Annotated in this window: 16 protein-coding genes and 1 tRNA gene; 10 read left to right on the top strand and 7 right to left on the bottom strand. The window is 61.8% G+C overall.

The genetic code is table 11. The annotated features are described in order from the left end of the window. Positions 1-155: 155 nt before the first annotated feature. Positions 156-1,025: an InlB B-repeat-containing protein gene (locus GKC41_RS08010; RefSeq protein WP_029679045.1), complete on the bottom strand. Its 870-nt coding sequence runs from the start codon at positions 1,023-1,025 to the stop codon at positions 156-158. Positions 1,026-1,373: 348 nt separating this feature from the next. Here GKC41_RS08010 and GKC41_RS08005 point away from each other — a divergent pair, with 348 nt between their 5' ends. The 5 genes from GKC41_RS08005 to GKC41_RS07985 all read left to right on the top strand — a co-directional run bounded on the left by GKC41_RS08005 (position 1,374) and on the right by GKC41_RS07985 (position 11,515). Continuing rightward, positions 1,374-3,782, top strand: coding sequence for a S9 family peptidase (locus tag GKC41_RS08005; RefSeq protein ID WP_154313735.1), 2,409 nt, complete (start codon positions 1,374-1,376; stop codon positions 3,780-3,782). Positions 3,783-3,839: 57 nt separating this feature from the next. Then, the gene (locus GKC41_RS08000; protein ID WP_154313734.1) at positions 3,840-5,147 is read left to right on the top strand and encodes a chloride channel protein; all 1,308 of its coding nucleotides are present in this window, start codon (positions 3,840-3,842) and stop codon (positions 5,145-5,147) included. 276 nt (positions 5,148-5,423) lie between these two features. Beyond that, on the top strand, positions 5,424-8,057 hold the full coding sequence (locus tag GKC41_RS07995) for a YhgE/Pip domain-containing protein (protein ID WP_324612110.1): 2,634 nt from the start codon (positions 5,424-5,426) through the stop codon (positions 8,055-8,057). Further along, entirely contained in the window at positions 8,057-10,387 is a 2,331-nt protein-coding gene (locus tag GKC41_RS07990) for a YhgE/Pip domain-containing protein (protein WP_154313732.1), read from the top strand. The genes GKC41_RS07995 and GKC41_RS07990 overlap by 1 nt, the downstream gene beginning before the upstream one ends. A gap of 36 nt (positions 10,388-10,423) precedes the next feature. Beyond that, the gene (locus tag GKC41_RS07985) at positions 10,424-11,515 is read left to right on the top strand and encodes an alpha/beta fold hydrolase (protein ID WP_154313731.1); all 1,092 of its coding nucleotides are present in this window, start codon (positions 10,424-10,426) and stop codon (positions 11,513-11,515) included. Here the strand turns inward: GKC41_RS07985 and GKC41_RS07980 are convergent, their stop codons facing one another. The 3 genes from GKC41_RS07980 to GKC41_RS07970 form a co-directional block, all read right to left on the bottom strand. Beyond that, entirely contained in the window at positions 11,516-12,136 is a 621-nt protein-coding gene (locus tag GKC41_RS07980; RefSeq protein ID WP_154313730.1) for a hypothetical protein, read from the bottom strand. Beyond that, positions 12,129-13,397, bottom strand: a complete 1,269-nt coding sequence (locus tag GKC41_RS07975) for an AAA family ATPase (RefSeq protein WP_195760215.1) — start codon at positions 13,395-13,397, stop codon at positions 12,129-12,131. Before GKC41_RS07975 ends, GKC41_RS07980 begins: the two co-directional genes overlap by 8 nt. Before the next feature lie 63 nt (positions 13,398-13,460). Further along, entirely contained in the window at positions 13,461-16,319 is a 2,859-nt protein-coding gene (locus tag GKC41_RS07970) for a heavy metal translocating P-type ATPase (protein WP_154313727.1), read from the bottom strand. A gap of 119 nt (positions 16,320-16,438) precedes the next feature. Between GKC41_RS07970 and GKC41_RS07965 the strand changes: the two genes are divergently transcribed. Both GKC41_RS07965 and GKC41_RS07960 read left to right on the top strand, forming a co-directional pair. Further along, on the top strand, positions 16,439-16,720 hold the full coding sequence (locus tag GKC41_RS07965) for a metal-sensitive transcriptional regulator (RefSeq protein ID WP_045934848.1): 282 nt from the start codon (positions 16,439-16,441) through the stop codon (positions 16,718-16,720). 168 nt (positions 16,721-16,888) lie between these two features. Then, positions 16,889-18,253 (top strand): dicarboxylate/amino acid:cation symporter, encoded by a 1,365-nt coding sequence (locus tag GKC41_RS07960; protein WP_154313726.1) that lies wholly within the window; start codon positions 16,889-16,891, stop codon positions 18,251-18,253. On the opposite strand, the gene GKC41_RS07955 is transcribed toward GKC41_RS07960, so the two are convergent. After that, positions 18,250-19,341 carry a glycoside hydrolase family 88/105 protein gene (locus GKC41_RS07955; RefSeq protein WP_154313725.1) on the bottom strand — a complete coding sequence of 364 codons (1,092 nt, stop codon included), beginning with the start codon at positions 19,339-19,341 and terminating at the stop codon, positions 18,250-18,252. The genes GKC41_RS07960 and GKC41_RS07955 overlap by 4 nt on opposite strands. 253 nt (positions 19,342-19,594) lie before the next feature. Between GKC41_RS07955 and GKC41_RS07950 the strand changes: the two genes are divergently transcribed. Both GKC41_RS07950 and GKC41_RS07945 read left to right on the top strand, forming a co-directional pair. Next, complete coding sequence (locus GKC41_RS07950) at positions 19,595-20,404, top strand: gluconate 5-dehydrogenase (RefSeq protein ID WP_154313724.1); 810 nt, start codon at positions 19,595-19,597, stop codon at positions 20,402-20,404. Positions 20,405-20,502: 98 nt separating this feature from the next. Further along, the gene (locus GKC41_RS07945) at positions 20,503-21,138 is read left to right on the top strand and encodes an RpiB/LacA/LacB family sugar-phosphate isomerase (RefSeq protein WP_154313723.1); all 636 of its coding nucleotides are present in this window, start codon (positions 20,503-20,505) and stop codon (positions 21,136-21,138) included. Between the two features lie 74 nt (positions 21,139-21,212). Here GKC41_RS07945 and GKC41_RS07940 read toward each other — a convergent pair. Next, positions 21,213-21,295 (bottom strand) — tRNA-Leu (locus GKC41_RS07940). Between the two features lie 56 nt (positions 21,296-21,351). Further along, entirely contained in the window at positions 21,352-22,650 is a 1,299-nt protein-coding gene (gene tgt / locus GKC41_RS07935) for a tRNA guanosine(34) transglycosylase Tgt (protein ID WP_154313722.1), read from the bottom strand. Positions 22,651-22,882: 232 nt separating this feature from the next. Between tgt and GKC41_RS07930 the strand changes: the two genes are divergently transcribed. Then, entirely contained in the window at positions 22,883-24,766 is a 1,884-nt protein-coding gene (locus tag GKC41_RS07930) for a S1C family serine protease (protein WP_154313721.1), read from the top strand. Positions 24,767-24,812 lie beyond the last annotated feature (46 nt).

Below are 24,812 nucleotides of genomic sequence, written 5' to 3'. Positions count from 1 at the left end.
CCGGAAGGGGGTAATGGGCGGTCGGATGCTTGCAATTTCTTCAATGAACAGGTTCGAACGACCGCGACTGCCGGGTATGGATAAGGCCCCATGGCCACAATGGACCAGGGGCCTTTGAACTTCAATCATCATAGGTCAGGCCGAAGCCTGCGGACTCACAGAGCCAGCTTGCGACGCAGACCCAGGGTGATGCCGGCAGCCAGGCAGAGGCCAGCGGCGATGGCCAGAGGAGCCGTGGCGTCGGCGCCGGTCTTGGCCAGATTGTTGTTGTTCTTGTTGTTCTTGGCGTCCTTCTTAGCCGGATCCTTGGCTGGAGCCTTGTTGTTGTCCTTGGCAGGCTGCTTGGTGTTGTTGTCAACCGGAGCGGTCTGACCAGGCTTGTTAGGCTCGTTGGGAGTGGTCACCTTGGTGTACTTGGCCATGAAAGTAGTGTCTGCGTTGTAGGTGCCACCGGGGACGTAACGGGACCCGCCATTTTCGTTAAACCAACCGTCGAAGGTGTAACCATCGAAGTTGTGAACCGTGGGTTCCTCAGATAGCTTTCCCTCACTATTGGTTTGCATCACGTCCGCGGTGGATTCTTCGATATCTTCCGGATTCATAGTGACGAAAGTGATGTTGTAAGTGATGGGGTTTATCTGGGCGAAGTTAGGATAGAGATCCTCGTCTTGGGTGAAAACATGGGTGTTGAAGTCGATTTTTTGTGAATTTGGGTCATCAGCTGGGCCACCAGATCCATTGATAGACCAGCCATCAGCTTTCGTATTCTGATCGGGCACTATAGGCTCTGGAATCGTGCTGGGATCCAGCTTGCCGCTGTCGTCGGTGTTCAGAGTGGTTGTCTTCTCCTGCCCCTTATCCCCCCGAGGACCATAGGGGTCGTGGAATGTGATTTTGTAGCTAGCGGCCTTGGTCTGGACATTCTTGCTCTCCACAGCCTGGGCCACGGTGGGCAGCAGTGCTAAGCCGCCAGCCAGGGTGGCGCCGGCAGCGAGTACTGCGCATGCGCGTTTGAAACGAACCATGATATTCATTGGTTACCTCTATTTTCTCTATTGTCGGTTGCTCCCCAGATACATTCATGGGGTGTCCTGCCTTGACACTCCTACCCCTGGGAAACAGGCATCATCGACCAATCTTTGGCGACAACACGCTACAATTCTAGCGCACGGAATGGTCATCGGCTGGTCGTGGTTCGAAAATATGTCTTATTTGAAGATAAAAGTTTCTCATGTAGAACGATTAACGTCTGCTGCGGGCTGGGCGGCGCATCGCAGTTGAGCTATTCGAATTCCCCTTTGGCATCTGGGCGCTTATCATCGTGGCAGACGCATGGTCATGGGGATCATGTCAGAGATATTCGAGGAGCGAGCATGGCCGAAGAGGTGGATCGGGCGATGGAGGCATATCCGCGGGCCAAGGCCCGGACCCTGCGGTTTACGTTGGGTGCGCCACGGTCGGCCCTGGCGGTGGGGGACGGTTCACGGGCCGTCTTCCTGCGCTCCGACGGACCTGAAGATCTGGTGACCGGGCTCTGGTTGTCCGTCTTTGACCAGGAAGGCCGCCACCATGAGGTGCTCCTGGCCGACCCCAGGTTCCTGCTGGAAGATGCGGACCAGGAGCAGGTGCCGGCCGCCGAGCTGGCCCGCAGGGAGCGCTCGCGAGAGGGCGGTGAGGGCATTGTCGATTACAGCGTGGATGGTGCCGGGGATCGGGTGGTCTTTGCCTTGGGCGGTCGGCTCTGGCTCTCGCTGATTGCCCCTGATGGTCTCACCGCCTCCACGCGGGTCCTGAGTTTGGAAGACAGCGATTCGCCTGTGCTCAATCCTGCCATCAGTCCGGACGGCACCATGGTGGCCTATACGACTGGCGACCGCCTGATGGTGGTCACCATTGGGCAGGATGCCGGGCAGGATCGAGAAAGGGCTGTCCTGGCCCTGCGCCCAGGCACCGATGATCGGATGCGGCTGGGGCTGGCCGAGTTCGTGGCCGGCGAGGAGATGGACCGCTACCAGGGGTTCTGGTGGTCGCCGGATTCCAAGGCACTGCTGGTCGAGCACACTGATTCCTCCGATGAGCCGATCTGGTACATCAGCGATCCGGCCAATCCCCAGGTCGGGCCGCGCGCCCGGCGGTATCCCCAGGCTCTGACCGCCAACGCCCGCGTCGGGCTGAGTCTGGTCCTCCTGGGCCAGGATGACGACGATCCCTGGGTGGGCGAGGTGGATTGGGACCATCAGGCCTTCGAGTACCTGGCCGCGGTCCGCTGGCAGGACGGGCATCGGCCCCTGCTGCTGGTACAGAACCGTCGACAGACCGAGGACAGGATCCTGGATGTGCAGGTGCCGGATACCCGTCAGGGCTTGGAGTCGGGACAGAATATGACCCTGCTTGATCCCGAGGCGGCGCCCAAGGTGGCCACCAGGGTGTTGCAGGAGCATGGCAACGACCAGTGGATTGACCTGGTGCCCGGATTGCCGGCCTACCGGCCCCAGGGCGGGCTGGTGGACGCCTTCATCGACACAGAAGCCGACACTACTCGGCTGCGCCTGGACGCAAAGGTCTTCTCCCCAGCCGGCTGCCAGATTCGACAGGTGCTGTCCGTGGAGGACCGCGATGTGCTGGCGGTAGTCTCCACCGACCCCCGCAGCTTCGACCTGATGCGTCTGAGCTATGACGGCTCCATCCATGTGCTCAACCGTCTGCCTGGAGTGTGGTCCGCCTCGCGAGCCGGCCATGGCATCGTGGTCAGCGGCCGGACCATGGCTTCGGCGCAGGGACAGGTGCGCCACTGCTACCTGGGGGCTGACGGGGATCTGGACCGCCTGGGTGCCGAAGGGCTGGGGCTGGTGGGCGAAGCCCGCCCCGACAGCAGTGCTAGGCAGACAGGCGAACCTGTGCGGCCGGAGCATCAGGATCGCCCTGATCGCCGGGCCGTGGACGCCGGTCATATCAATAGCCAGGGAGCCATGAGCGCCGTCCTGGCCGACACCAGCAGCGATCCCGGGTTCACCCCCAACGTGGACTTCGTGCGCATGGGCCAGCACGAGCTGTTCGCAGCCATCGTCAGGCCCTCTGAATCCAGCCCCTACGCCAGCGCCGACAGCCTGCCCGTCCTGCTCAAACCCTATGGCGGGCCAGGTGCCCAGCAGGTGGTCTTCAACCAGTCCTACTACTGGGAGTCCCAGTGGTGGGCTGATCAGGGCTTCCTGGTCCTGACCGCCGACGGCCGGGGCACGCCTGGTCGTGGTCCTGCCTGGGATCGGGCCATCTTCGAGGACATGGCCCAGGTGACTCTGGATGACCAGCTTGAGGCTCTGGAGGCCCTGCCGGACTTCGCTCCCGAGGCCGACCTGGGGCATGTGGCCATGATCGGCTGGTCCTATGGCGGCTTCCTGTCGGCCCTGTCGGTTTTGCGGGCTCCCGACCGGATCCATGCGGCCTGCGCTGGCGCCCCGCCCACGGACTGGACTCTTTACGACACTCACTACACCGAGCGCTATCTGGGTCTGGACCCGGCCGTCTACCGCCGCAATGGGATCATCGATGATGCCCCCTCGCTGCGCCGTCCGCTGATGCTGATCCACGGGTTTGCGGATGACAACGTCTCCGTGGCCAACACCCTGAGGCTCTCCGGTGCTCTGATGGCGGCCGGCCGTCCCCATACGGTCCTGCCACTGACCGGCATAACCCACATGACCAACGACGAGACCGTGGCCGAGAACCTGCTTATTCTGCAGCGGGACTTCCTGCGGGAGGCCCTCAAGAACAAGACGGACTGACGGAAGGGCTGCTTGGGCTGACGCCCTGCTGGCGGTTGCTTCCGCTAGATTGGGGTTGTGCATATCCAACGAAAGCCTGACCGGACTCCAGGGTCCAATCGCGGATTCCGGCTTCCCCGCAGCTGGGGCCTGGCGGTCTCGGTGCTCTGCCTGGGCCTGTTGGTCGGACTTTCCTCGGGCCTGCTGGCAAGGTTCTTCGAGCTGACCCAGGTCGGCCTGTTGGGTTTCGCTGAGACTCCAGGGACTCCCACGGCTGAGGCGGTGCCCCCGATCAGGAGGCTGGCCTCGGTGACCCTGGCCGGACTGGTGGCCGGTCTGGTCTGGGCCTGGCTTCGGACGAGGACCAGGCTGGTTCCCTCGGTCGGTCAGGCCGTCAAGGGTGCACCCATGCCTCCGGGGCGGACCGTGGTTCATGTGCTCACCCAGATTTTCTTTGTTGCTGCCGGCGGCTCCATAGGCAGGGAGGTGGCCCCTCGCGAGGCCGGGGCCCTTCTGGGTGGTCTCTGGACCAGGATGGGCCGACGGCTGGGGCTGCGTGATCAGGATGGTCCGCTGCTTGTGGCTTCGGCGGCAGGAGCGGGATTCGCCGGCATTTACATTGCGCCTCTGACCGGGGCTTTTTTCGGCATCGAGGTGCTGCTGCGGCGGGTGGATGCCGAAGTGGTGACGGTCAATCTGGTCATGTCGGCCCTGGCCACCCTGGTCGGCGGATCCATCAAGGGGTTCGCCCCTTACTACAAGGTCGGCTCCGAGCCCTTCCATCCCTGGCTCATGGCAGTGGTCCTCCTGATCGGACCGGTCATGGGACTGTTGGGGGCCGGATTCCGGCGGATGACCTCCTGGGCAGAGGCCCATAGGACCAACGGTCCCGCGGCTATCTGGCAGCTGACAGGGGTTGCTCTGTTGACCGGTCTGGTGGCCCTGGCCGTTCCCCAGGTCATGGGCAACGGCCGGGCTCTAGCACAGATGGGTATGGATCAGCGGCTGTCTGCCGGGTTCTCCGGGCTCCAGTTGGCTCAGTCGCTTGCCCTCCTGGCCCTCTTTGCGCTGGCCAAGGCCCTGCTGACCACAGCCACCATCCGTGCCGGGGCTTTCGGCGGCACCCTGACGCCTTCCATAGCCCTGGGATCCGCCATGGGCGCTGTTCTGGGCCTGTTGTTGGCTTGTCTTGTGCCCGGACTGCCGGTCTGGCAGTGTGCCGTGATCGGCGCCGCCTCTCTGCTGGCCGCCTCCCAGCAGGCTCCGCTCATGGCCATGGCCATGCTCATGGAGGTATGCCACCTGCCGGTCATGGCCTTTATGCCCATGGGTCTGGCTGTGGCCCTGTCGATGGCGGTCTCACGTCTGTTCGTGGCCAAGTCATAAACCGTCGTCTGAGTCCGTGTTGCCCTGATGCTCCGGCCTTGCGCGATGCCGATAGATTCCGTCCTTACTCATATACGATGAAACCAAGACTGGTCGCGTGTCTGCCCTGCCGCATCCGGCCTTGCATGAGCATTCACAATCAGCTGACCGGTCCGGGCCAGTAAGGAAGGGTGGCTATACTCAGGCCGGACGTAAGTCCGGGGAGGATGCAGCCAATCCGCGTGGAACAGGCCAGTGCCGTGATCCCCCGGACAGACAAGAAGGAGGTGCCTGGCGGTGAAGACCGTGTTGGCCATCTTCAGGCGAGATCTCTGGCGGATACTGCGCAATCCCGTGGCCCTGGTTGTGACCATCGGCGTGGCCGTGCTGCCCTCCCTCTATGCCTGGTTCAACATCATGGCCCTCTGGGACCCCTACAGCAACGCCAAGAACCTTCCTGTGGCCGTCGTCAGCATGGACCGAGGGGCGCAATCCGCGGAAACCGGCAGGATCAACGCCGGCAGATCGGTCATCCAGGAGCTGCGCGGCAACAAAAGCCTGGGTTGGAAGTTCATGGATGATGACCAGAGGGCCATCGACGAGGTCCACTCGGGCCAGTGCTATGCGGCCATCATCATCCCTGAACGGTTCAGCGCCGACCTGGTCGGCATCGTCGAGGGGACCGGGAACAGGCCTGCTCTGAAATATTACGTCAATGAGAAGAAGAACGCCATCGCCCCCAAGGTGACCGACACCGGCGCATCCACCATCGACCAGGAGATCAACACGGTCTTCGTCTCGGCCGTCAGCGATGCTCTGGCCGGGAAGGTCCTGCAGACCGCCGGCGATGCCCAGGGCGCGGCCGAGCAGAGCCGCAGCCAGGTGGTGGGCGACCTGGGGGACATCATCGGCCAGCTGGATCGGACGGACGGCCAGCTTGAACGAATCGGTTCCACCATGGGCCAGGCCCGGCAGACCGTGGCCGGCTCCAGAAACGACATCAAGAACCTGCAGAGTCAGATATCGGCCACCCAGGCCACCCTGAGCAAGGCCCAGGACCACATGACCAGGACCCGTGACGACAGTCTTCGCTTCTCCTCCGCCCTGAACCAGGCCCTGGCGGACGGGTCGGTGCGGCTGTCCAGCGCGGTCACTGATGTGAATACAGTTGCGGGCGGGATCACTGCCGATCTGAATGCCACCCAAGACAAGGTGGACCGGGTCAATTCCGGCCTGGGTCAGTTGGTCGACGCCAACGGGAAGGCCGTGGACCGGCTCCAGTCGGGTCTGGACCAGTCCGGGCTGCATCCCGGGGATCCGGCCTACGAGAGCATCCAACGGCAGATCGATAATCTGAAAAAGACCAACCAGCAGCAGAAGGCATCCCTGGATGCCTTCAAGAAGAACTCCTCCACGGCTCTGGACTCGGGTAAGCGGGCCGCATCGGATCTGAGCTCGGCCATGACCGACACCGGCGACTCCGGCATCAAGGCCCTGACTGCGGCCAGCCAGAGCCTGACGGGGACCACCATGCCCAACCTCCTTACCGGCCTGGACAACCTCAATGCCTCCAACGGCTCGCTTCAGGGCGCCCTGAGCAGCCTGGCCACCACGGCCGCCCAGACCGACGCCCTGCTGGACCAGCTGGACTCCACCATCGGTCAGGCCCAGTCGACCCTGTCCACCACCAGGACCTCCCTGGCTTCGGTCAGGTCCGACCTGGAGGGGGTTCGCACCGATGTGGCGGCGCTGGGGTCCTCGGCCGCCTGGAACCGGATGTCCCAGACCCTGGGGTTGAGCCCGGACTCCTTCGGGAAGGCCATGGCCTCGCCGGTTGAGCTGGCCTCGCACACGGTCTACCCGGTAAGCAACTACGGATCATCCGTGGCGCCCTTCTATACCAATCTGGCCCTCTGGGTGGGTGGGTTCATCCTGATAGCCATCTATAAGCTGGAGGTCGACAAGGAGGGCATCCGCAGGTGCACCGCCACCCAGGCCTACCTGGGCCGCTGGCTTCTGCTGGTCTTCGTCGGCTTCTTCCAGGCGCTGATCGCTACAGTGGGCGACCTGATGCTGGGCATCCAATGCCAACAGCCGGCCCTGTTCGTCCTGGCCGGGGTCTTCGCCTCCTTCGTCTACATCAACATCATCTATGCCCTGGCCGCCTCCTTCAGGCATATCGGCAAGGCCCTGGCCGTGGTTCTGGTCATCCTGCAGATACCCGGCTCATCGGGCATGTATCCCATCGAGATGATGCCTGACTTCTTCCGCAATCTGAACCCCTGGCTGCCCTTCACCTACGGGATCAATGCCATGCGCGAGACCATCGGCGGTATGTATGGCAACCACTACTGGCAGGATATGCTCCACGTCTTCTGGTACCTTCCGGTGGCCCTGCTGATCGGACTGGTGGTGCGGCGGTACCTGCTCAACCTGAATGCCCTCTTCGATCGTCGGCTGGGCGCCACCGACCTGATGCTGACCGAGCAGAACCATTCTGCCGACCGTCGTCTGAGCCTGGGCAGCCTGGCCCGCTCCATTCTGGGCGAGGGCGACTACCGTGCCGTCATAAGGCGGCGGGCGCATCGCTTCCTGGCCCTCTATCCAACGCTGATCCGGGCTGGTCTGGTCCTGGTCCTGCTGCCGGTGCTCTTCCTTATCCTGCTGTTCAGCACCGAGGCCAAGATCGTCATGCTGATCGCCTGCATCGCCTCCATTGTCCTGATAGACGCCTACCTGATCATCGTCGAGTACATCTGTGACAGCTATGTTCAGCAGCTGGGTCTGGCCGAGCGTCCCGGCATGGACTTTCACACCCTGATCCGCCCGCGTCGGCAGGGTCCCTCGGCCATGACCAGGCTGACCACGGCCGTGCGCGAATCAGTCATGAACCACGATGAGGAAGACGCTCACGAGGACGGTGACCGCTGATGAGGAACATTTGGAGGATCCTGCGCAAGGACCTGGCCGATGCCACCAGCAACGTCATCGCCATCATCGTCCTGATGGGCCTGATCATCGTCCCGGCCCTCTATGCCTGGTTCAACATCGCCGCCAGCTGGGACCCCTACAAGAACACCAAGGCCATCAAGGTGGCCGTGGCCAACACCGACAAGGGGTACAAGTCCGACCTGATTCCGGTCAGGATCAACGTGGGGGAGACGGTCACCAGCACGCTGCGGGCCAACGACCAGCTGGACTGGAGGTTCGTCAACCGTGACCAGGCCCTGGAGGGGGTGCGCTCGGGCGAGTACTATGCCGCCATCGTCATCCCCAAGGATTTCAGCGCGGACATGATGACCCTCTTCTCGCAGGATGTGAAGCACGCCAACCTCGAGTACTACCTGAACGAGAAGAAGAACGCCATCGCCCCCCATGTCACCGAGCAGGGGGCCGACACCGTGGCCACGACCATCGACAAGACCTTCGTCAAGACCGTGGGGCAGGTGGGGATCGACCTGGCCAGCCAGGTTTTCACCTACTCCCAGAGCCCCCAGGTCCAGGATTATCTGACCAGGACGACCAGCCACATCGATCAGATGTCACAGCGATTGACCACTGCCTCCAGTCAGGTGAATGCCTATGCGGGCCTTCTGGACTCCTCCGGGAAGATGATCGACTCCACCGGCAGGATCCTGGGCCGCTCCGATTCCGCCATGGCCGATGCCAGGAAGGCCCTGAATCAGGGAACCAAGGGGTCCAAGGATCTGGGCAAGTCCCTCTCCGGGTCGGCCCAGGCGGTCGACGCCGCCCTTGACCAGGCTTCGGGCGCCTATGACACCATCGGCTCCAAGATCGACGACGCTTTCGACAAGGTGGGCCAGCAGAGCGATGCAGTCAGTAGCCAGTTGAACGATCTGAGCCAACGGATCAGAGACTCGGCAGCCGACTACGACGGGATAATCGCCAGCCTGGAAAATCTGCGCAGCACTGTGGAATCCGATGCCAATCTGACAGCTGACCAGCGCCAGGCTCTTCTGACCGCCATCGATCAGGCCCAGGCTGGAATGCGCGCGGCCCAAGCCTCTCAGCGCGACCTGGCCGACCGGATTAGCCAGGCCTCCCAGACAGCCAAGGAGGGCAAGGACAAGCTGGGCGGTCAGCGCCAGGATCTGAAGAACAGGATTGCCCAGGCCCGCGCCTCGGTGGACCAGGTCCGCACCCAGTACCGCAAGGATCTGAAGCCCCGCCTGGACGACCTGGCCTCCTCCATGGACACCGTGGTCACCTCGACCGACCGGCTGCTGACGGGTCTGGATGGAACCGTCAAGGGCGCCTCCGGGCTGACAGGCCCCATGACCAATGACATCGGCCAGGCCAAGGACCAACTAGGGGAGATCTCTCAGCGCTTGGACCAGGCCTCCAAGCGGCTGACCGACCTGGGGGGACACCTGACCCAGGCTTCTCAGGGCAAGGATACGCAGGAGGTCAAATCCCTGCTGAGCGGGGATTCCGAAACCCTGGCCGCACTTCTGTCCTCGCCGGTCGGCATCCATCGACATGCGGTCTTCCCTGTCATGAATTACGGGTCGGCCATGACCCCCTTCTACACCATTCTCTCCATCTGGGTGGGTGCCACCATTCTGGCGGCCATGATGAAGGTGGCCCTGTCCGACAAGAAGAAGGCCTTCGTCCTGCACCTGGACTCCCTGCAGGATGCCTGGAAGAGGGCCGACGACCTGGATGAGGATCCCGAGGGCCGCCGCTCCTGGGGAGCCTTCCGCCCGGAGTCACCAGGCAACGCCCGCCGCTTCGGCCTTCAGCTCTACCAGGAGTACTTCGGCAGATTCGCGGTCTTCGCCCTGATGGCCATCCTCCAGGGTTGCCTGATAGCCCTGGGAGACCTCTTCTACCTGAAGGTCCAGTGCGTCCATCCGCTGATGTTCGTGCTGGTGGCGGTCTTCGCCTCCTTCGTCTTCATGAATCTGATCTACACCCTGGTCGTCTCCTTCGGTGACATCGGCAAGGCCGTCGCCGTCATCCTCCTGGTCATGCAGGTGGCCGGCTCGGGCGGCACCTTCCCCATGGAAACCCTGCCCGGCTTCTTCCAGGGGGTCTATCCCTTCCTGCCCTTCGTCCACGCCATCGGAGCCATGCAGTCGGCCGTTGCTGGAGCCTATGGCTTGGAGTTCTGGCGGGAAATGGCCACGCTGGCTCTCTTCCTGGTGCCTTCTCTGCTGCTGGGGCTGGTCCTGCGCAAGCCCGTCATCCGCTTCAACGATTGGATCGTCAGAAACCTGGAGAGCACCCGGCTCATGTAGGGCCGAGTCCAACAGAAGGTGGTATAGGGTGAGAGCATGAGCGTCCAACTGGTTGAGGAGCGCCGTTACGACCAGATCATGAAGGATCGCGTCCTTCCTGACCTGGCCTCCTGTCGCAGTGAGGGATGGATGATCTCCCATGACGGCGGCGAGGACGGGGGAACCTTGTTGGACAAGGCCCATCTCGGCGGCGTGGACCCCTCCCGGCTCCTGCATTACGTCTGTTATGACAGGACGCTGTTTCGCCAAGGTGCGGTGGAGTCCGGCTCGGCTCGTGTGCGCGGGGCCGTAATCATCTCCTTCGGTTTTTCGGAATTCGCCGATAAGTACCAGGAGATGGCCTGGTACTTCCTGATGCAGGGGTACTCCGTCTGCATTCCCGAGCATTGGGGGCACGGTTTCTCCGGCCGTGGTGTGAGCGATCCCAGCCTGATATGGGTGGATCATTGGCAGCGGTATGTGGCGGATCTGGCCGCCTTTTGCTCCCAGGTGGGCCAGCAGTATGCCCAAGACAATCCCATGGTCCTCTATGCCCACTCCATGGGCGGCGGCGTGGCTGCGCGGATGCTGGAAACCTTCCCCTCGCTTATCGATAAGGCGGTCCTGTCATCGCCGATGATTGCGCCGCGGACCGGGTTCATGCCCTCGGTGGCCTGGACGGCGACAAACGCCGCCTGCATGATGGGCCGCTCGCGCAGCATGGCTCCGGGGTTCGGCCCATTCCGCCCCGAGCTGGACATGGGCAAGTACCCCAATGGCAGCCAGGCGCGGGTGGCCTGGACCCATAAGTTACGGGCCAAGGAACTGCGCTACCAGACCAGCGCCGCCACCTTTGGCTGGGTCAGGGAGAGCCTGGAGATGAGCCGGGCCATACTGCGTCCCGACCGGTGCAGCCGTGTGGAGACCCCTCTGCTGCTTTTCCAGGCTCAGCCCGACCGGTTTGTGCTGCCGATGCCCCAGAACCGTTTTGTCGACCAGGTCCAGCAGGGTGGCTGCCAGGCCACGTTGGTCCGCATTCCTAACAGTATGCACGAGCTCTACCAGATGCCCGACAAGGTCCTGGGGCCTTACTTGGAGCGCATCTTCGACTTTTTCGACCAGCCCTGGCAGCTCGCTGACGACCGCTGATCAGATGTTGAGCAGATCGGCCAGCAGAAAGTCATCGCCCTGCTTTTTTGCCGAGGTCATTTCCCTGTACAGTTCTAAAGCTCTAACCAGCGTATCCGCATCATCCCAGTATTGATTCAGAAAGGGATATTTCTTGATGTTGCGGAAGTTGCGGTCGTCCCGTCCCAGCTCCTCCTTGCAGAAGAGGCTGGGTTTCAGTTTGCTGTTTTTCGCGCCGCGATGGTGCGACTTCCAACTGTTGTACTCGTCCAGCTTGTCCTCGCGGCAGACGATCAGCATCTCGATCTCGGGATGCGTGGTGACGTTAATGGTCCTGGCATGCTCGGCGTAAGGCTGGCGTAGCAAGGTGCGGTGGCCCAGCTGGTCCTGTATACAGAGGATGGTCACGTCTCGTCCGTAGTCCTGGGTCAGGAAGTCCCGAGCCAGGCTCTCACCGCTTCTGTCGCGGGTTGACCAGACATCGTCGTTGTAGGGGTCGGTGATGATGCGATCCTGATCGATGAAGGTCAGGTGCTTGGTGACCAGTTTGTCGACAATAACCTGCTCGGCCACGCCTTCGCATGAGAAGAGAACCGCATCGTCCCCGATGGCCCTTGCAAGCTCCTCCCGCCTACTATGCATGATGTTCTTGCCCGGCTACCTGGCCAGCTACGTATTGTCGCATGGCTTTGAGTTCGGCTGCCTTGGGAGCGGTGCCTCCGATGTAGTTGGACAGGAAGACCTCGCTGTGTTTGAGTTCGCCGCGCCTGACCGCTTCTGAGTAGTTGATTGCCTGAATGCCCTTGCGTTTGTCTTCGCTACGTCTAAGGAAGTAAATATTGTCCTTGCGCTGAATCAAGTCGAGCAGTTCAGCGTAGTGGGTCGTGAACACCAGGGTGGCGCCATGAGGGTTGCTGGTCGTGGACATGAAGAGGTTGATGATCATGCGCACCAGCTCCTTGTTGATGCTATTTTCGATTTCGTCGATCAGCAGATAGCCGCCGGTGCGCAGGACCCGGATGGCCGCTCTGACGATTCGGGATCCGCGGACTGTGCCCAGGGAGAGCAGTCCGGCCGTGTCCATGTTGGGCATGACCACTTCTTGAGAGGTGCCGGCAAATCTCAGATGGGCGCGGTGTTCCTGGTCGATGTGGAAGTAGTCGATGCTGTCATCGAAGACGTGTAGCACGGGATCGGCGATGGTGTCGGCCGGAACGATGGGAAAGTAGGTCTCTGGTCCGATGCGGGCGATGACCTGAGTTCGAGTCGTCCTGGTGTAAGGCAGAACGATGCTGGAGTGAGGTGAGAGGTAGTCGAAAGCCTCTTTTGTCAGATAGGCATCCGTGGTTGCATCGTCTGGAGATTGAGTTGCCAGCCGCCGAACCTTGATTAGCTTTGAGCGTTGTTGGAAAGCGTCTGTATTGCGAAGCACAGACTTGGACAGAGGCTTGTTTGGATAGCGCCAAAGCTGTTCCTGAGAAAACTTATAGGTGCTATCTGCTAGCGGGTCCGTACTTTCATCGGTGTTGTCATTCCGGACTGCATCCAGCTGTGACTTGAGCAGATAGAAGTGCTGCTTGGACTCAAAGACCAAAGAGATTTGCAGGCTGGGCCCGAAGGCGCTGAGGGACCTGACGGAGGACAGCATAGGGCTGGTATCCTTGCTCAGGATGCTGACGGCCAGAGCCAAGGCATTGAGTGCTGTGGTTTTACCGGATGCATTGATGCCTGTAAGGCACAGCACGTTCTGTGCGTAAATGTGACTGGTCGGATTGTTTTCCAAATAAGTCAGACCGTTGCCAGGGGTTTTCGAGCGGACCTGGTCGCGGGCGTAAAGATCCAGGGCCAGGGTCTGGTTTTCAAAGGGTTCAAGGCCCTCGACGACCATTCTGAGCAGACGCATAATAACCACCAATATCCCTGTAGACATAAAAAGTGTCTACAGAGATATGATACGCCTGCAATTCTACTTGTTGAGCACCTTCTGAGGATCAGCGTCGAAGGTATCGACGCAGTTCTGCGAGCAGAAGTAGTAGGTCTTGCCCTGGTAGTCGCGCTTGGCGGCGGCAGTGTTGGGGTCGATGGACATGCCGCAGACCGGGTCGGTGACCTTGTCTGTCGCTGCCTGATCCTGTTGCATGTCGTCATGATGATGGAAGAGTCCCATCTCATTTCCTTTCTCTTGATTGTGTTCTTGGTGGGAGGAAATACTGAGGTCCCTGGTCAGGGCATCCATGTCGATTGGCTTGGCCTCCTTGATCGGCCTGGCCTTCAGGGGTGTGTGCCGAAGCCGGTTGGCGTTGAGCACCACCGACAGGGAGGAGAAGGCCATGGCTGCGCCGGCGATCATGGGGTTGAGCAGGAGGCCGATGAAGGGGTAGAGCACGCCGGCGGCGATGGGGATGCCCAGGCCGTTGTACCCGAAGGCGAACCAGAGGTTCTGGTGAATGTTGCGCATGGTCGCTGCTGAGAGGTCGATGGCCTTGACGGCCGCGTTCAGGTCGCCCGAGACCAGGGTCACGTCGGCGGACTCGATGGCCACGTCCGTTCCGGTGCCGATGGCCATGCCCAGGTCGGCCTGGGCCAGGGCTGGGGCGTCGTTGATGCCGTCGCCGATCATGGCCACCTTGTGCCCCTGGGTCTGAAGGGCCTTGACGATGCTCGCCTTGTCCTCGGGATGGATCTGTGCCACCACCCGGGTGACTCCCACCTGGCCGCCAACCTGTTCGGCGGTGCCCTGGTTGTCACCGGTCAGCATGATGGTCTGGATGCCGCGCTCGTTCATGTCGCGGATGGCCTGTTTGGACCCGGACTTGACCTGGTCGGTCACGGCCAGGACACCGGCAAGCCTGCCGTCGATGGCTACGAAGATGGTCGTGCGGCCCTGATCCTCCCAGCTGCGGACGGTGTCGAAGAGGGATTGCGCGCCTGCCTGGTCCACCGTTTCATTCTCCAGTTCGATTCCCTTGCCCTCGAGCAGTCTGCGGTTGCCGACAAGGACATGCGAAGTGCCCTTGCTTCCGTTGAAAGATCCAGAAGGGAAGGTCGCATCGATGCCGGCGCCGGTGACCGAGTCGAAGTCTTTGGCTGGGACCAGCTCCAGATTGCGGTCCTTGGCGGCCTGGACGATGGCCTGGGCCAGGGGGTGCTCGGAATTGCACTCGGCGCTCGCGGCCGCCCTAATCAGTAGGTCCTCATCCATTCTCTGCACGCTCAGAGCGTCGGCCAGTTCAGGTCGGCCCTGAGTGATGGTGCCGGTCTTGTCAAGGACGATGGTATCGACGTCATGTGCTCCCTGCAGAGCCTCCGCCGACCGGTAGAGCACGCCGGCACGGGCGCCACGTCCGGTGCCGATCGTCACGGACAGTGGGGTGGCCAGACCCAGGGCGCAGGGGCAGGCGATGACCAGGACGGAGACCGCCGCCACGATTCCATATACGCCGCGGGGCATGGGGCCGAACGCCCACCAGGCTACGAAGGTCCAGAGCGCTACCAGGATGACTCCGGGGATGAAGATTGACGATATCCGGTCGGCCAGCTTCTGGATGGGTGCTTTGGATGTCTGGGCCGTCTTGACCAGGCGGATGATCTGGGCCAGAACCGTGTCCTGTCCTACTTGGGTGGCCCTGTAGCGCAGGGAGCCTGTGCCATTGACGGTGGCTCCGACAAGGGAATCACCCTCCTGCTTGAGGACGGGTATAGGCTCACCGGTCACCATGGATTCGTCCACTGAGGATGAACCGGAGATGACCTGGCCGTCCACCGGCAACTTCTCGCCTGGATGGACCTGAATCACGTCTCCAACAGCCACATCGTCGACAGCGATCTCCTGGGTGGTCTCCCTGCCGTCCTGGTCGGTCCTCACCACGGTGGCGGTCTTGGGCCTCAGTCCGACAAGGGCGCGGATGGCATCGCCGGTGCCGCGCCGGGCCCGTGCCTCCAGGATCTGGCCGAGAATCATCAGGGTGATGATGGTGCCTACGGCCTCGTAGTAGGGTTCGCGGCTTCCCTCAGGCAGGAGTTGCGGGGCCACGGTGACCACCAGTGAATAGAGGAAGGCCGTGGCAGTGCCCAGGGCGACCAAGGAGTTCATCTCCGGAGCCCGGTGTGCCAGGGCCAGCCATCCGGTGCGGTGGATGGGCCAGCCCGAGTAGAATATCACCGGCAATATCAGGACCAGCTGGACCCAGGGGTTCATCAGAATGTGGGGCATGGGCAGGAACATGCCGAACATGGCCGGGATGAAGACCGGGAGCGTGAAGACCAAGGCCACGATGAATCGCCTGGTCAGGTCACGGATTTCTGCCGTGCGCTCCTGATCCGCCTCGTCCTGGTCGCTGCCGCCAGTGGTCTGAGTGGGTTTGGCGGATTCGGTGGGTTCGGCTTGTGTGTGCTCGCTTTGCGGCTGGTTGCCTTGTGCCTGTTTGGATTGTGCCTGTGCGCTGCCGATCGTAGGTCCGTCGGTGGCCCGGAGCATTCCGTGGAGCATGTTCATCCCGCAGGCGAAGGGGTAGTCGCCGGCCTTGGGCGGGGTCAGCTGGACGGTCGAGGTCTGGAAGGCGGGCAGGGTCTTGTCAATGTTGAAGTCGTTGAAGACCACGTGCGAGGAGCATTCCCCGCTCTCCTGGCGGTCGAAGATCAGTTTGACCGGTCGTCCGGCCTGGACCTGGATCAGCTGAGGGCTGTATCCGCCCTTGACTGTGATGTGGACGGTCTGGACGCCGCCCTCGTCCTTGGCCTGGGTGGCCTTTCTGGGCGCGAAGAAGTACCAGATGATGCCCGCCGTGATGGCCAGGGCTGCGATGAGGACCAGGATGCTGCTCATGTGCCTCACTATACCCCCCAGGGGTATACTGATAGTGAATTTCGAGATGGGTTTCATGGGAACGGGTCGGTCCCGGCTCCGCCATGAAGGCCATGGAGCGAACAGGAATGGAGTAAACCTTGCCCGGATATGCCAACGACAAAAAGCGGACCATCACCAGACTCCGGCGTGTCGAGGGCCAGGTCAGGGCCATTGAGCAGATGGTCGAGTCGGACACCTACTGCATCGACATCCTCACCCAGATCGCCGCCTCGACCAGCGCCCTGAAGTCGGTGGCTCTGACCCTGTTGGACGACCACATGAACCACTGCGTCCGTGAGGCTGCCGAAAAGGGAGGCGAGGAGGCCGACGAGAAGATGCAGGAGGCTTCCGATGCCATTGCCCGCCTGGTCCGCTCCTAGCCCCCCCCCCCGTCAGCCAGGTCTAATCGGCCCGAGAATAGCAGTCCATAAGCAACGGGTATAGGCATTCTTCCGGGAATCGTTGGACTTCCGCTTTTCTCCTGTTAGATTGAACCCCAACCCCGGGCCGTTCGGTCCTGGGGAGGAGAGCTCAATGAGGGAGAGGCAATGTCGGAAACAGGTTGGGATTGGGCGGCCCTGATAGTGGTCGTCATTCTCTTTGCAGGGCTGGCCCTGCTGAGCAGGAGGACCAAGGTCAACTTCAGTTGGCGGGTCATCATAGCGACGGTGCTGGGAATCCTGGTGGGTGTGGGCTTCTCCGGTCACACCACCTTTGTAGGGGCATTCGGCAACGTCTGGTCCGAGGTCATTTCGGCCCTCGTGGTGCCCCTCCTGCTTTTCAGCATCATTGCTAGTATCAGCCGCATCGGCGGGTCAGGTCGGTTGAAAAACATCAGTGTGAAGACCATCGTTCTGCTCCTGGTCAACACCTTCACAGCCGCCGTGATCGCCCTGGTTCTGGGGCTGCTCTTCCAGGTCGGCAAGGGGTTCAACCAGGCCTTGCCCAAGGGGGCCAAGCCTCACGATGTGCCGGGAGTACTCGATACCCTGGTCGGTCTCTTCCCATCGAACCTGGCGGAAAACTGGGCCCAGAACCAGGTCATTCCTGTCGTGATCTTCGCCATCCTTTTGGCGGTCTCTCTGAACAAGGCCGCCTCCACCCCGCGCGGCGAGCAGAGTGTGGCCCCCTTCAAGGCTTTCGTTGAAGCCGGCAATGTGGTCCTGTCCAAGGCCACTCAAATCGTGGTTGGCTTCACCCCCTATGCGGTTCTTTCGCTGATCGCTGCCGCCATCGGTCGCAGCAACCTGAAGAGCCTTCTGCCCCTGTTGGCGGTTCTCTTGGTGGCCTACCTGGGTCTGGCCATTCAGCTCTTCCTGGTTCAACCCCTGATTCTGGCCCTGGTCGGCCGGGTCAATCCTCTGCCCTTCTTCCGCTCCCTTTGGCCGGCGGGCGTGGTGGCCTTCACCTCCGAGAGCAGCATCGGCACCATTCCTGTCACGGTCCGTCAATTGCGTTCTGCCGGCGTTCCCGAAGAGACGGCTTCCTTCGTGGCCAGCCTGGGAGCCAATCTGGGCATGCCCGGATGCGCCGGGCTCTGGCCCGTCCTTCTGGCGATCTTCGCCATCAATGCTCAGGGGATTCCTTACTCCCCCCTGCGTTTCGCCCTCCTGATCGTCTTTGCCCTGGTGGTTTCCGTGGGGACGGTGGGCGTGCCCGGCACAGCCACGATCACCGCCACCTCCCTCTTCACGGCGGCTGGCCTGCCCGTACCCTTCATCGCCATCATGCAGCCTATTTCCCAGCTGGTGGATATGGGCCGCACGCTGGTGAACGTGGCTGGTGCCGCCAATACGGCAGTCATCGTGGCCAGGACTGAGAACGAGTTGGACCTTGACCTTTACCAGGGTCGTAAGGTCTTCGACGACCAGGACATCGAAGAGGGCGAGGATATACAACAGCCAGCAGACTAGGCCCGGACGCGTTCCATCCCTGCGCACATAAGCAGGAAGGCACCCACCCCGTGCATGTCGTTGATGCTGGTGGGTCGCTGGCAGTATTCCTCATAGCTGCCGGGGCCGGTCCCTACGCAGATGTCGCCGATGAGGAGGTCATCTCCCTGCCACTCAAGGCTCTTGATGACCCCCTCATATCCTTTGTTGGCCGCTTCCAGATAGGCCTTGTCCAGGATGCCTTGGTCTACGGCCTTGCAGATGGCGGCCACGAAGAGACAGGTGCATGAGTTTTCAGGCCAGTTGCCCTCTTTGCCAACCTTGTCCAGAACCTGCCACCAGCGGCCGTCCGGACCCTGATAGCGGCAGACGGCGGTCAGCAGGTCGCGGACCAGGTTCCGCAGATCCTCGCGGCGCGGGTGGTCCTGCGGCAGCAGTTCCAGCTCATTGACCACGGCCATGGGCACCCAGCCGATGGACCGCCCCCAGTATTCGGGCGAGAGGCCTGTCACAGGGTCGGCCCAAGGCTCATTTCGATCAGGATCATAGGCGTGCCGCCAGAGCCCGGTTTCAGGTATGCGGGTTTTCTTCTGCATCAGGAGGGCCTGTCTGACGGCCTCGTCCACCAGATTTCTGCGTCCGAAGCGGGTACCGTATTCCACCATGATTGGGCCACCCATATAGAGCCCGTCCAGCCACATCTGCCGCGGTACTCCGTCGTTGTGCCAGAATCCGCCCTCGTCGTTCTTCGGATAGGCTTCAAGGTCGTCGGCCAACTGGTCCAGGCCGGTCTTGTACCGGGGGGATTCGAAATGGTCATAGAGAGGGAAGAGGAGGATGCCAGGCTGAATGTCGTCCAAGCATACGGGATCATGGTTGAGCACGTGGCCCTGGTCATCCATGTTGGATTCGATCCAACCCCTTATGTACTCCAGATAGGATTCGTCTTTGTTGATCAGGTAGGTTTGGTGCACTCCGGACAGGAGGACGCCCTGATGGTAGTGGAAATGGCGAATCGGCGGCAGGTCGGCCGGGTTCGGATAGGTGCGGCGGAGTGTGTCGACCGCTGCCTGGGCATACTCCAAGGGTGTTGACGGGGTCTGAACCATGGTGCCTTCCTCGTTGATGGGCTGGTTTCATTGAATATCCTACTGTCTCGCAGCCAGGCCGTCCCCTTTGGAATTCCGGCCCGGAGTGTTGGAAAGGCGAGGTTGAAAGCGCCTGCAACTTTCTTGTCGCATAACTCATTGCCTGATACTTTTAAGCCAATCCAGCGGTGGTGCTGTTCGGTTGTGCATCTGCAGATACGGCATACTCTATATAGCTTCTGCGAGCGCAACAGTCGGTGATGAGGAGGTCATCATGGCAGAGTTCACCATGTCGAGGTTCTCTTTGAAGGGGAAGGTGGCTTTGGTGACCGGCGCCGTGTACGGAATCGGATTTGCAATAGCCTCCGCCCTGCATGCGGCGGGCGCGACCATCGTTTTCAATGCTTCAAGGCGCTCATCGGTGGACAAGGGGACCCAGGCCTACAGGCTGGCAGGTATCCCAGCCCAGGGCTATGTCTGCGACGTGACTGATGAGGATGCCGTGACTGATATGGTCGACCGGATTGACAGGGAGGTCGGCACCATCGACATCCTGGTCAACAATGCCGGCATCATCAAGCGGATCCCCATGCTGAACATGACTGTCGAGGACTTCCGCAAGGTGGTTGATGTGGACCTCACCGGGCCTTTCATAGTCTCGAAAGCCGTCCTGCCGGGGATGATCGAGCAGGAACACGGGAAGATCATCAACATTTGCTCGATGATGAGTGAGCTGGGGCGGGAGACCGTCTCGGCCTATGCGGCCGCCAAAGGCGGATTGAAGATGCTGACCCGCAACATCTGTGCGGAATACGGCGGTGCCAACATTCAGTGCAATGCCATCGGACCCGGCTACATCGCCACCCCGCAGACCGCGCCTCTGCGTGAGCGTCAGCCCGACGGGTCCAGGCATCCCTTCGATCAGTTCATCCTTTCGAAGACGCCCGCAGCCCGATGGGGCGATCCCTCTGATCTTCAGGGTCCTGCGGTTTTTTTGGCCTCGTCGGCCTCGGACTTCGTCAACGGGCAGGTGCTGTATGTGGATGGCGGCATTCTGGCCTATATCGGCAAGCAGCCTCAGTAAGGCCGGGAGTCAGAGGCTTCCGGAGTGCCTGTCCGATGGGATGCAGGGGTTCAGACGGGCAATGAAATCAATCAGTGATGAGGGAGAGTAGGCAGAGCATGAAAGTAGCGTTGATTAACGAGAACTCACAGGCCTCGAAGAACGCCCTGATTTTCGAGACCTTGAAGGAGGTCTGCGACCAGAAAGGGCTTCAGGCCTTCAACTATGGCATGTATGGCAAGGAGGGGGAAAGCCAGCTGACCTACGTGCAGAATGGTCTACTGGCTTCGATCCTACTCAACAGCAAGGCGGCCGATTTCGTCATCAGCGGGTGCGGGACTGGTCAGGGGACCATGACGGCCCTGAACAGTTTCCCTGGCGTGGTCTGTGGGTTGGCCGAGGATCCGACTGATGCCTACTTGTTCAGCCAGATCAACGGGGGCAATGCCCTCTCCATTCCCTTCGCCAAGGGGTTTGGGTGGGGAGCCGAGCTGAACCTGAAGCTGATTTTTGAGCGTCTCTTTGCCGAGCCAGCCGGTGGCGGCTACCCCAAGGAGCGTGCGGTGCCCGAGCGTCGCAATGCCGGTATCCTGCGTGATGTAAAGAGTCAGGTCTATCGTCCGTTGCCGGAGGTGCTGGAGCGGATCGACCAGGGCTTCCTTAAAGAGACTATTTCCGGCGAGCATTTTGCAGAGTACTTCATGGCCAATGCGGAGGAGGGAAAGATCAAGGAGATGATTGCCGCTCGCCTGTGAAAGCCACTTGGCTGGCCGGGATATAAAAAGCGCCGTCGACAGGGAGAATTCCTTGCCAACGGCGTTTCGTTTCGTGCGAACGGAGGGAGTTGAACCCTCACGAGCATCAGCTCACTGCCACCTGAAGACAGCGCGTCTACCATTCCGCCACGTTCGCAGACAACTGGAAAGGTTAGCACGGTTGTCTGCGCGGCGCAATAAGGGCGTGTTGGCTCAGCCCTTGGATCCGTGGGCGTAGAACCTGGCCAGGGTCTCCTTCTTGTACTCGTCGAAGTAGCCGCCATCGATGGACTGGCGGATTTCGTCCAGTAGCCTGACAAAGAAGCGTTCGTTGTGGATGGTGGCCAGGGTGTAGCCGTTGAGCTCATGGGCGCGAAGCAGATGGTCGATGTAGGCCCGGGAGTAGTGGGTGCAGGTGTAGCAGTCACAGTCCTCTTCTATGGGTCTGAAATCAGCCTTGAACTGGGCGCGCTTGATGTTCCAGCGGCCGTCACGGGTGAAGACTGCTCCGTTGCGGCCGCAGCGGGCCGGGGATACACAGTCGAAGGTGTCCCCGCCGTTTTCCACGCCCGCAAAGATGTCGTCCACAGCGGCGATGCCCAGCACATGCCTGGGTCGGGATTCAGGCATTTCGTCGCAGATCCAGGCGCAGGTCTGCCCTAGCAGCCGTTTCTCTATGGCGCCCCCGATGCCCACGCCGTCGAAGTCCAGGGAGGCGATCTGGCGGGCGGCGCGTCTTCGGAGGTCCTCATAGTTGGCCCCCTGCACCACGCCGAACAGGGCCTGGTAGGGCTTGCCGGTCCGCGTCTGGGTCAGCCTGTGGTGCTCTTCCACGCAGCGTTTGGCCCAACGGAAGGTGCGCTCCACTGACTGCTCCTGGTAGGTGCGGGTGTTCATCAGGGTGGTCAGCTCGTCGAAGGAGAACATGATGTCGGCGCCGATGCGGTGCTGGATGCCCATGGAGATCTCAGCCGAAAAGCGGTGCCGGTCGCCGTTGAGCGGGGACTTGAAGGTGACCCCGTCCTCGTCCACGAAGGCCAGACGCTCCTTGCCTTCGGCAATTACCTGGTCCGACTTCATGCCGGTCACGTCCATGGCCAGGGTCTTCTTGAAGCCAGCCCCCAGCGAGAGCACCTGAAAACCGCCCGAGTCGGTGTAGGTGGGGCCGTCCCAGTTCATGAACCGGGCCAGGCCGCCTGCTTGGTCCAGGATGTCGGGGCCGGGGCGTTCGAACAGGTGGAAGGCGTTGGCCAGAAGGACCTGGGCGCCCAGCTGCCGCATCTGCTCGGGCAGGACGGCCTTCATGGCCGCCTGGGTGGCTACGGGAATGAATGCGGGGGTATGGATGTCTCCGTGCGGAGTGTGGATGATTCCGGTGCGGCCGTAGCGGCGGCCATTGCGTCCCAGGCCTTCCGGGCTGTCAGGCAGGCGGTTCAGGGTCTCGAATGAGAATGCGGCGCGGTCGCCGGGTCGGCCCGGCGTGGCTCCCAGCGGGTTGGTGATCAGGCTCATGGCTCCACTGTATCCAAGACATCCAACCGTCCCGCTGCCGCCCTGTGCACAGTCGATGTGACTTTCATACAATGTCCAGACAACATTCAGTATTTCGGCCCTAGACTTGGAAGCAATGCATGCGAGGACCCGCTTCGCCTGTCAGCCGGAAACAGCAAAAAGCGCGGGCGACGGGGTAGATTGACAAGCGTGACCGAATAGCAGGCAGCGGCATCGATCCGAAGGAGCAGAAATGGCTGAAGAGCACAAGGTCGACCCTTGGAAGGGCGACGACGACGGTCAGTCCTGGCAGCCAAGCCACATCGAGCGCGGGGTCGCCGATCAAGAGCAGGAGACGGGAGCTTCCGCAAACCAGACCGACTCTGCTCAAGTTCCCACGACGGACGAAGGGAATCAGCAGACCCAGGCCTGGGATCAGAGGCCCACGACCCCCATTGCCGTGCCTGGTGGCGATGCACAGTCCGCGACCACGGAAAACGGGTCGAGTGACGGTAGCGGCACCGGGACTTCATCCTCCTCTTCCAGTGGCTCGGCCACGGGGCAGGATGCGCCGACGCAGCAGCAGCCTTACTACCGGCCTGCGCCCGAGTATGGAGCCTACGCTCCCGCAGGCTCGCGTCCGCCTGCCAACAATCAGGGTCAGCAGCAGCCCAACCGGCAGCCCAACCAGGGATATGGCTCCGGTCCTCAGCAGGGTTTCTTCGGACAATACGGACAGCCAGGCCGGTTCGGTCAGAATGGCCAGCCCGGCCAGCCCCGCCAGAATGCCGGTCAGAACCCCCAGGGCGGCCGACCCTCCGGCCAGGGTCCCTATGCACCCTTCGGATCCGCCGGCCCCAACGGTCGGCCGGGTCCTGTCAACAACGCCGGCAGCAACATGAGCGGCACGGGCAAGTACGTCTTCACCGCCGTGGTGGCCGCCCTGGTGGCCGCAGCTCTTATGCTGGGTCTGGGTTGGGCGGCCCTGTCCAACGGATGGATCACCCTGCCTTCGTCCTCCTCGCTGAGCGGGGTCTCCTCCAACTCCTCGGGCCAGGGCACGGCCAAGGTCGAGGGCGGGCAGGCTCCTGACTGGCAGGGCATCAGTAAGCAGGTCTCCGAGTCCGTGGTCTCCATCCAGGTGCAGACCAAGAGCGGGGTGGGTGCCGGATCAGGCGCGGTCTTCGACACCCAGGGCCATGTGGTCACCAACAACCACGTGGTCGATGGCGCCCAGGAGATCCACGTCACCCTCTCCAACGGACAGATGTACACGGCCAAGGTGGTCGGCACCGACACCACAGCCGATCTGGCCATCCTCAGCCTGGACCAGGCGCCCTCCGACTTGAAGCCCGTGAAGTTCGCCGACTCCGAAAAGCTGGCCGTGGGCGAGAACGTCATGGCCATCGGCAACCCCCTGGGCTACGAGAACACGGCCACCACCGGCATCGTCTCGGCTCTGAACCGCCCGGTCTCGGTCATGGACGAGAGTAACAACAACCCCATCGTGACCAATGCGGTCCAGCTGGATGCGGCCATCAACCCCGGCAACTCGGGCGGCCCCACCTTCAACGCGGCCGGCGAGGTCATCGGAATCAACTCCTCCATCGCCTCCATGGCCTCCTCCAAGTCTGAAGCAGGGTCCATCGGCATCGGATTCGCCATCCCATCCAACCTGGTCAAGCGAATCGCCGATGAGATCATCAAGGACGGCAAGGCCAAGCACGTCTCCCTGGGTGTCACCATCCAGAGCAGCACGGCCCAGGCCGACGGAGTCACCCGTGGCGGCGCCAAGGTCACCAATGTGGTTTCGGGCTCCCCGGCTGACAAGGCCGGCATCAAGGTCGGAGACACCATCGTGGCCTTCAATGGTCATGCGGTCAACAACAACTACTCACTGCTGGGCTTCGTCCGGGCTGCCGCCTTCGGCGACTCGGTCAAGATCACCGTGGTACGCGACGGCAAGACCGCCGAGGTGAACGCCACCCTGGATAGCGAGGAGCAGACCGTTCAGGGCAAGCCCAGGACCAACAGGAAGAACTCGGACGGCAGTGGCCAGGACGGCGACTCCGACCAGGGTGGTTCGGGCGACGACGATGACTCCATGGATCCCTTCCGCTTCTTCTTCGGGCAGTGATCCAGGACTGAACCCAGGGGCCGCATCCGTCACTTTGGCGGGTGCG

This window comes from Bifidobacterium asteroides, from assembly GCF_009683175.1.
Classification (GTDB): Bacteria; Actinomycetota; Actinomycetes; order Actinomycetales; family Bifidobacteriaceae; genus Bombiscardovia; species Bombiscardovia asteroides_H.
The sequence above is the reverse complement of the archived record's forward strand: the minus strand, read 5'-3'. Positions and strand labels throughout refer to the sequence as shown.

Coding starts and splice junctions, on each gene's coding strand:
- GKC41_RS08010 (WP_029679045.1), bottom strand. CDS start 1,025: ATGGTTCGTTTCAAACGCGCATGCGCAGTACTCGCTGCCGGCGCCACC.
- GKC41_RS08005 (WP_154313735.1), top strand. CDS start 1,374: ATGGCCGAAGAGGTGGATCGGGCGATGGAGGCATATCCGCGGGCCAAG.
- GKC41_RS07990 (WP_154313732.1), top strand. CDS start 8,057: ATGAGGAACATTTGGAGGATCCTGCGCAAGGACCTGGCCGATGCCACC.
- GKC41_RS07985 (WP_154313731.1), top strand. CDS start 10,424: ATGAGCGTCCAACTGGTTGAGGAGCGCCGTTACGACCAGATCATGAAG.
- GKC41_RS07980 (WP_154313730.1), bottom strand. CDS start 12,136: ATGCATAGTAGGCGGGAGGAGCTTGCAAGGGCCATCGGGGACGATGCG.
- GKC41_RS07975 (WP_195760215.1), bottom strand. CDS start 13,397: ATGCGTCTGCTCAGAATGGTCGTCGAGGGCCTTGAACCCTTTGAAAAC.
- GKC41_RS07970 (WP_154313727.1), bottom strand. CDS start 16,319: ATGAGCAGCATCCTGGTCCTCATCGCAGCCCTGGCCATCACGGCGGGC.
- GKC41_RS07960 (WP_154313726.1), top strand. CDS start 16,889: ATGTCGGAAACAGGTTGGGATTGGGCGGCCCTGATAGTGGTCGTCATT.
- GKC41_RS07955 (WP_154313725.1), bottom strand. CDS start 19,341: ATGGTTCAGACCCCGTCAACACCCTTGGAGTATGCCCAGGCAGCGGTC.
- GKC41_RS07950 (WP_154313724.1), top strand. CDS start 19,595: ATGGCAGAGTTCACCATGTCGAGGTTCTCTTTGAAGGGGAAGGTGGCT.
- GKC41_RS07945 (WP_154313723.1), top strand. CDS start 20,503: ATGAAAGTAGCGTTGATTAACGAGAACTCACAGGCCTCGAAGAACGCC.
- tgt (WP_154313722.1), bottom strand. CDS start 22,650: ATGAGCCTGATCACCAACCCGCTGGGAGCCACGCCGGGCCGACCCGGC.
- GKC41_RS07930 (WP_154313721.1), top strand. CDS start 22,883: ATGGCTGAAGAGCACAAGGTCGACCCTTGGAAGGGCGACGACGACGGT.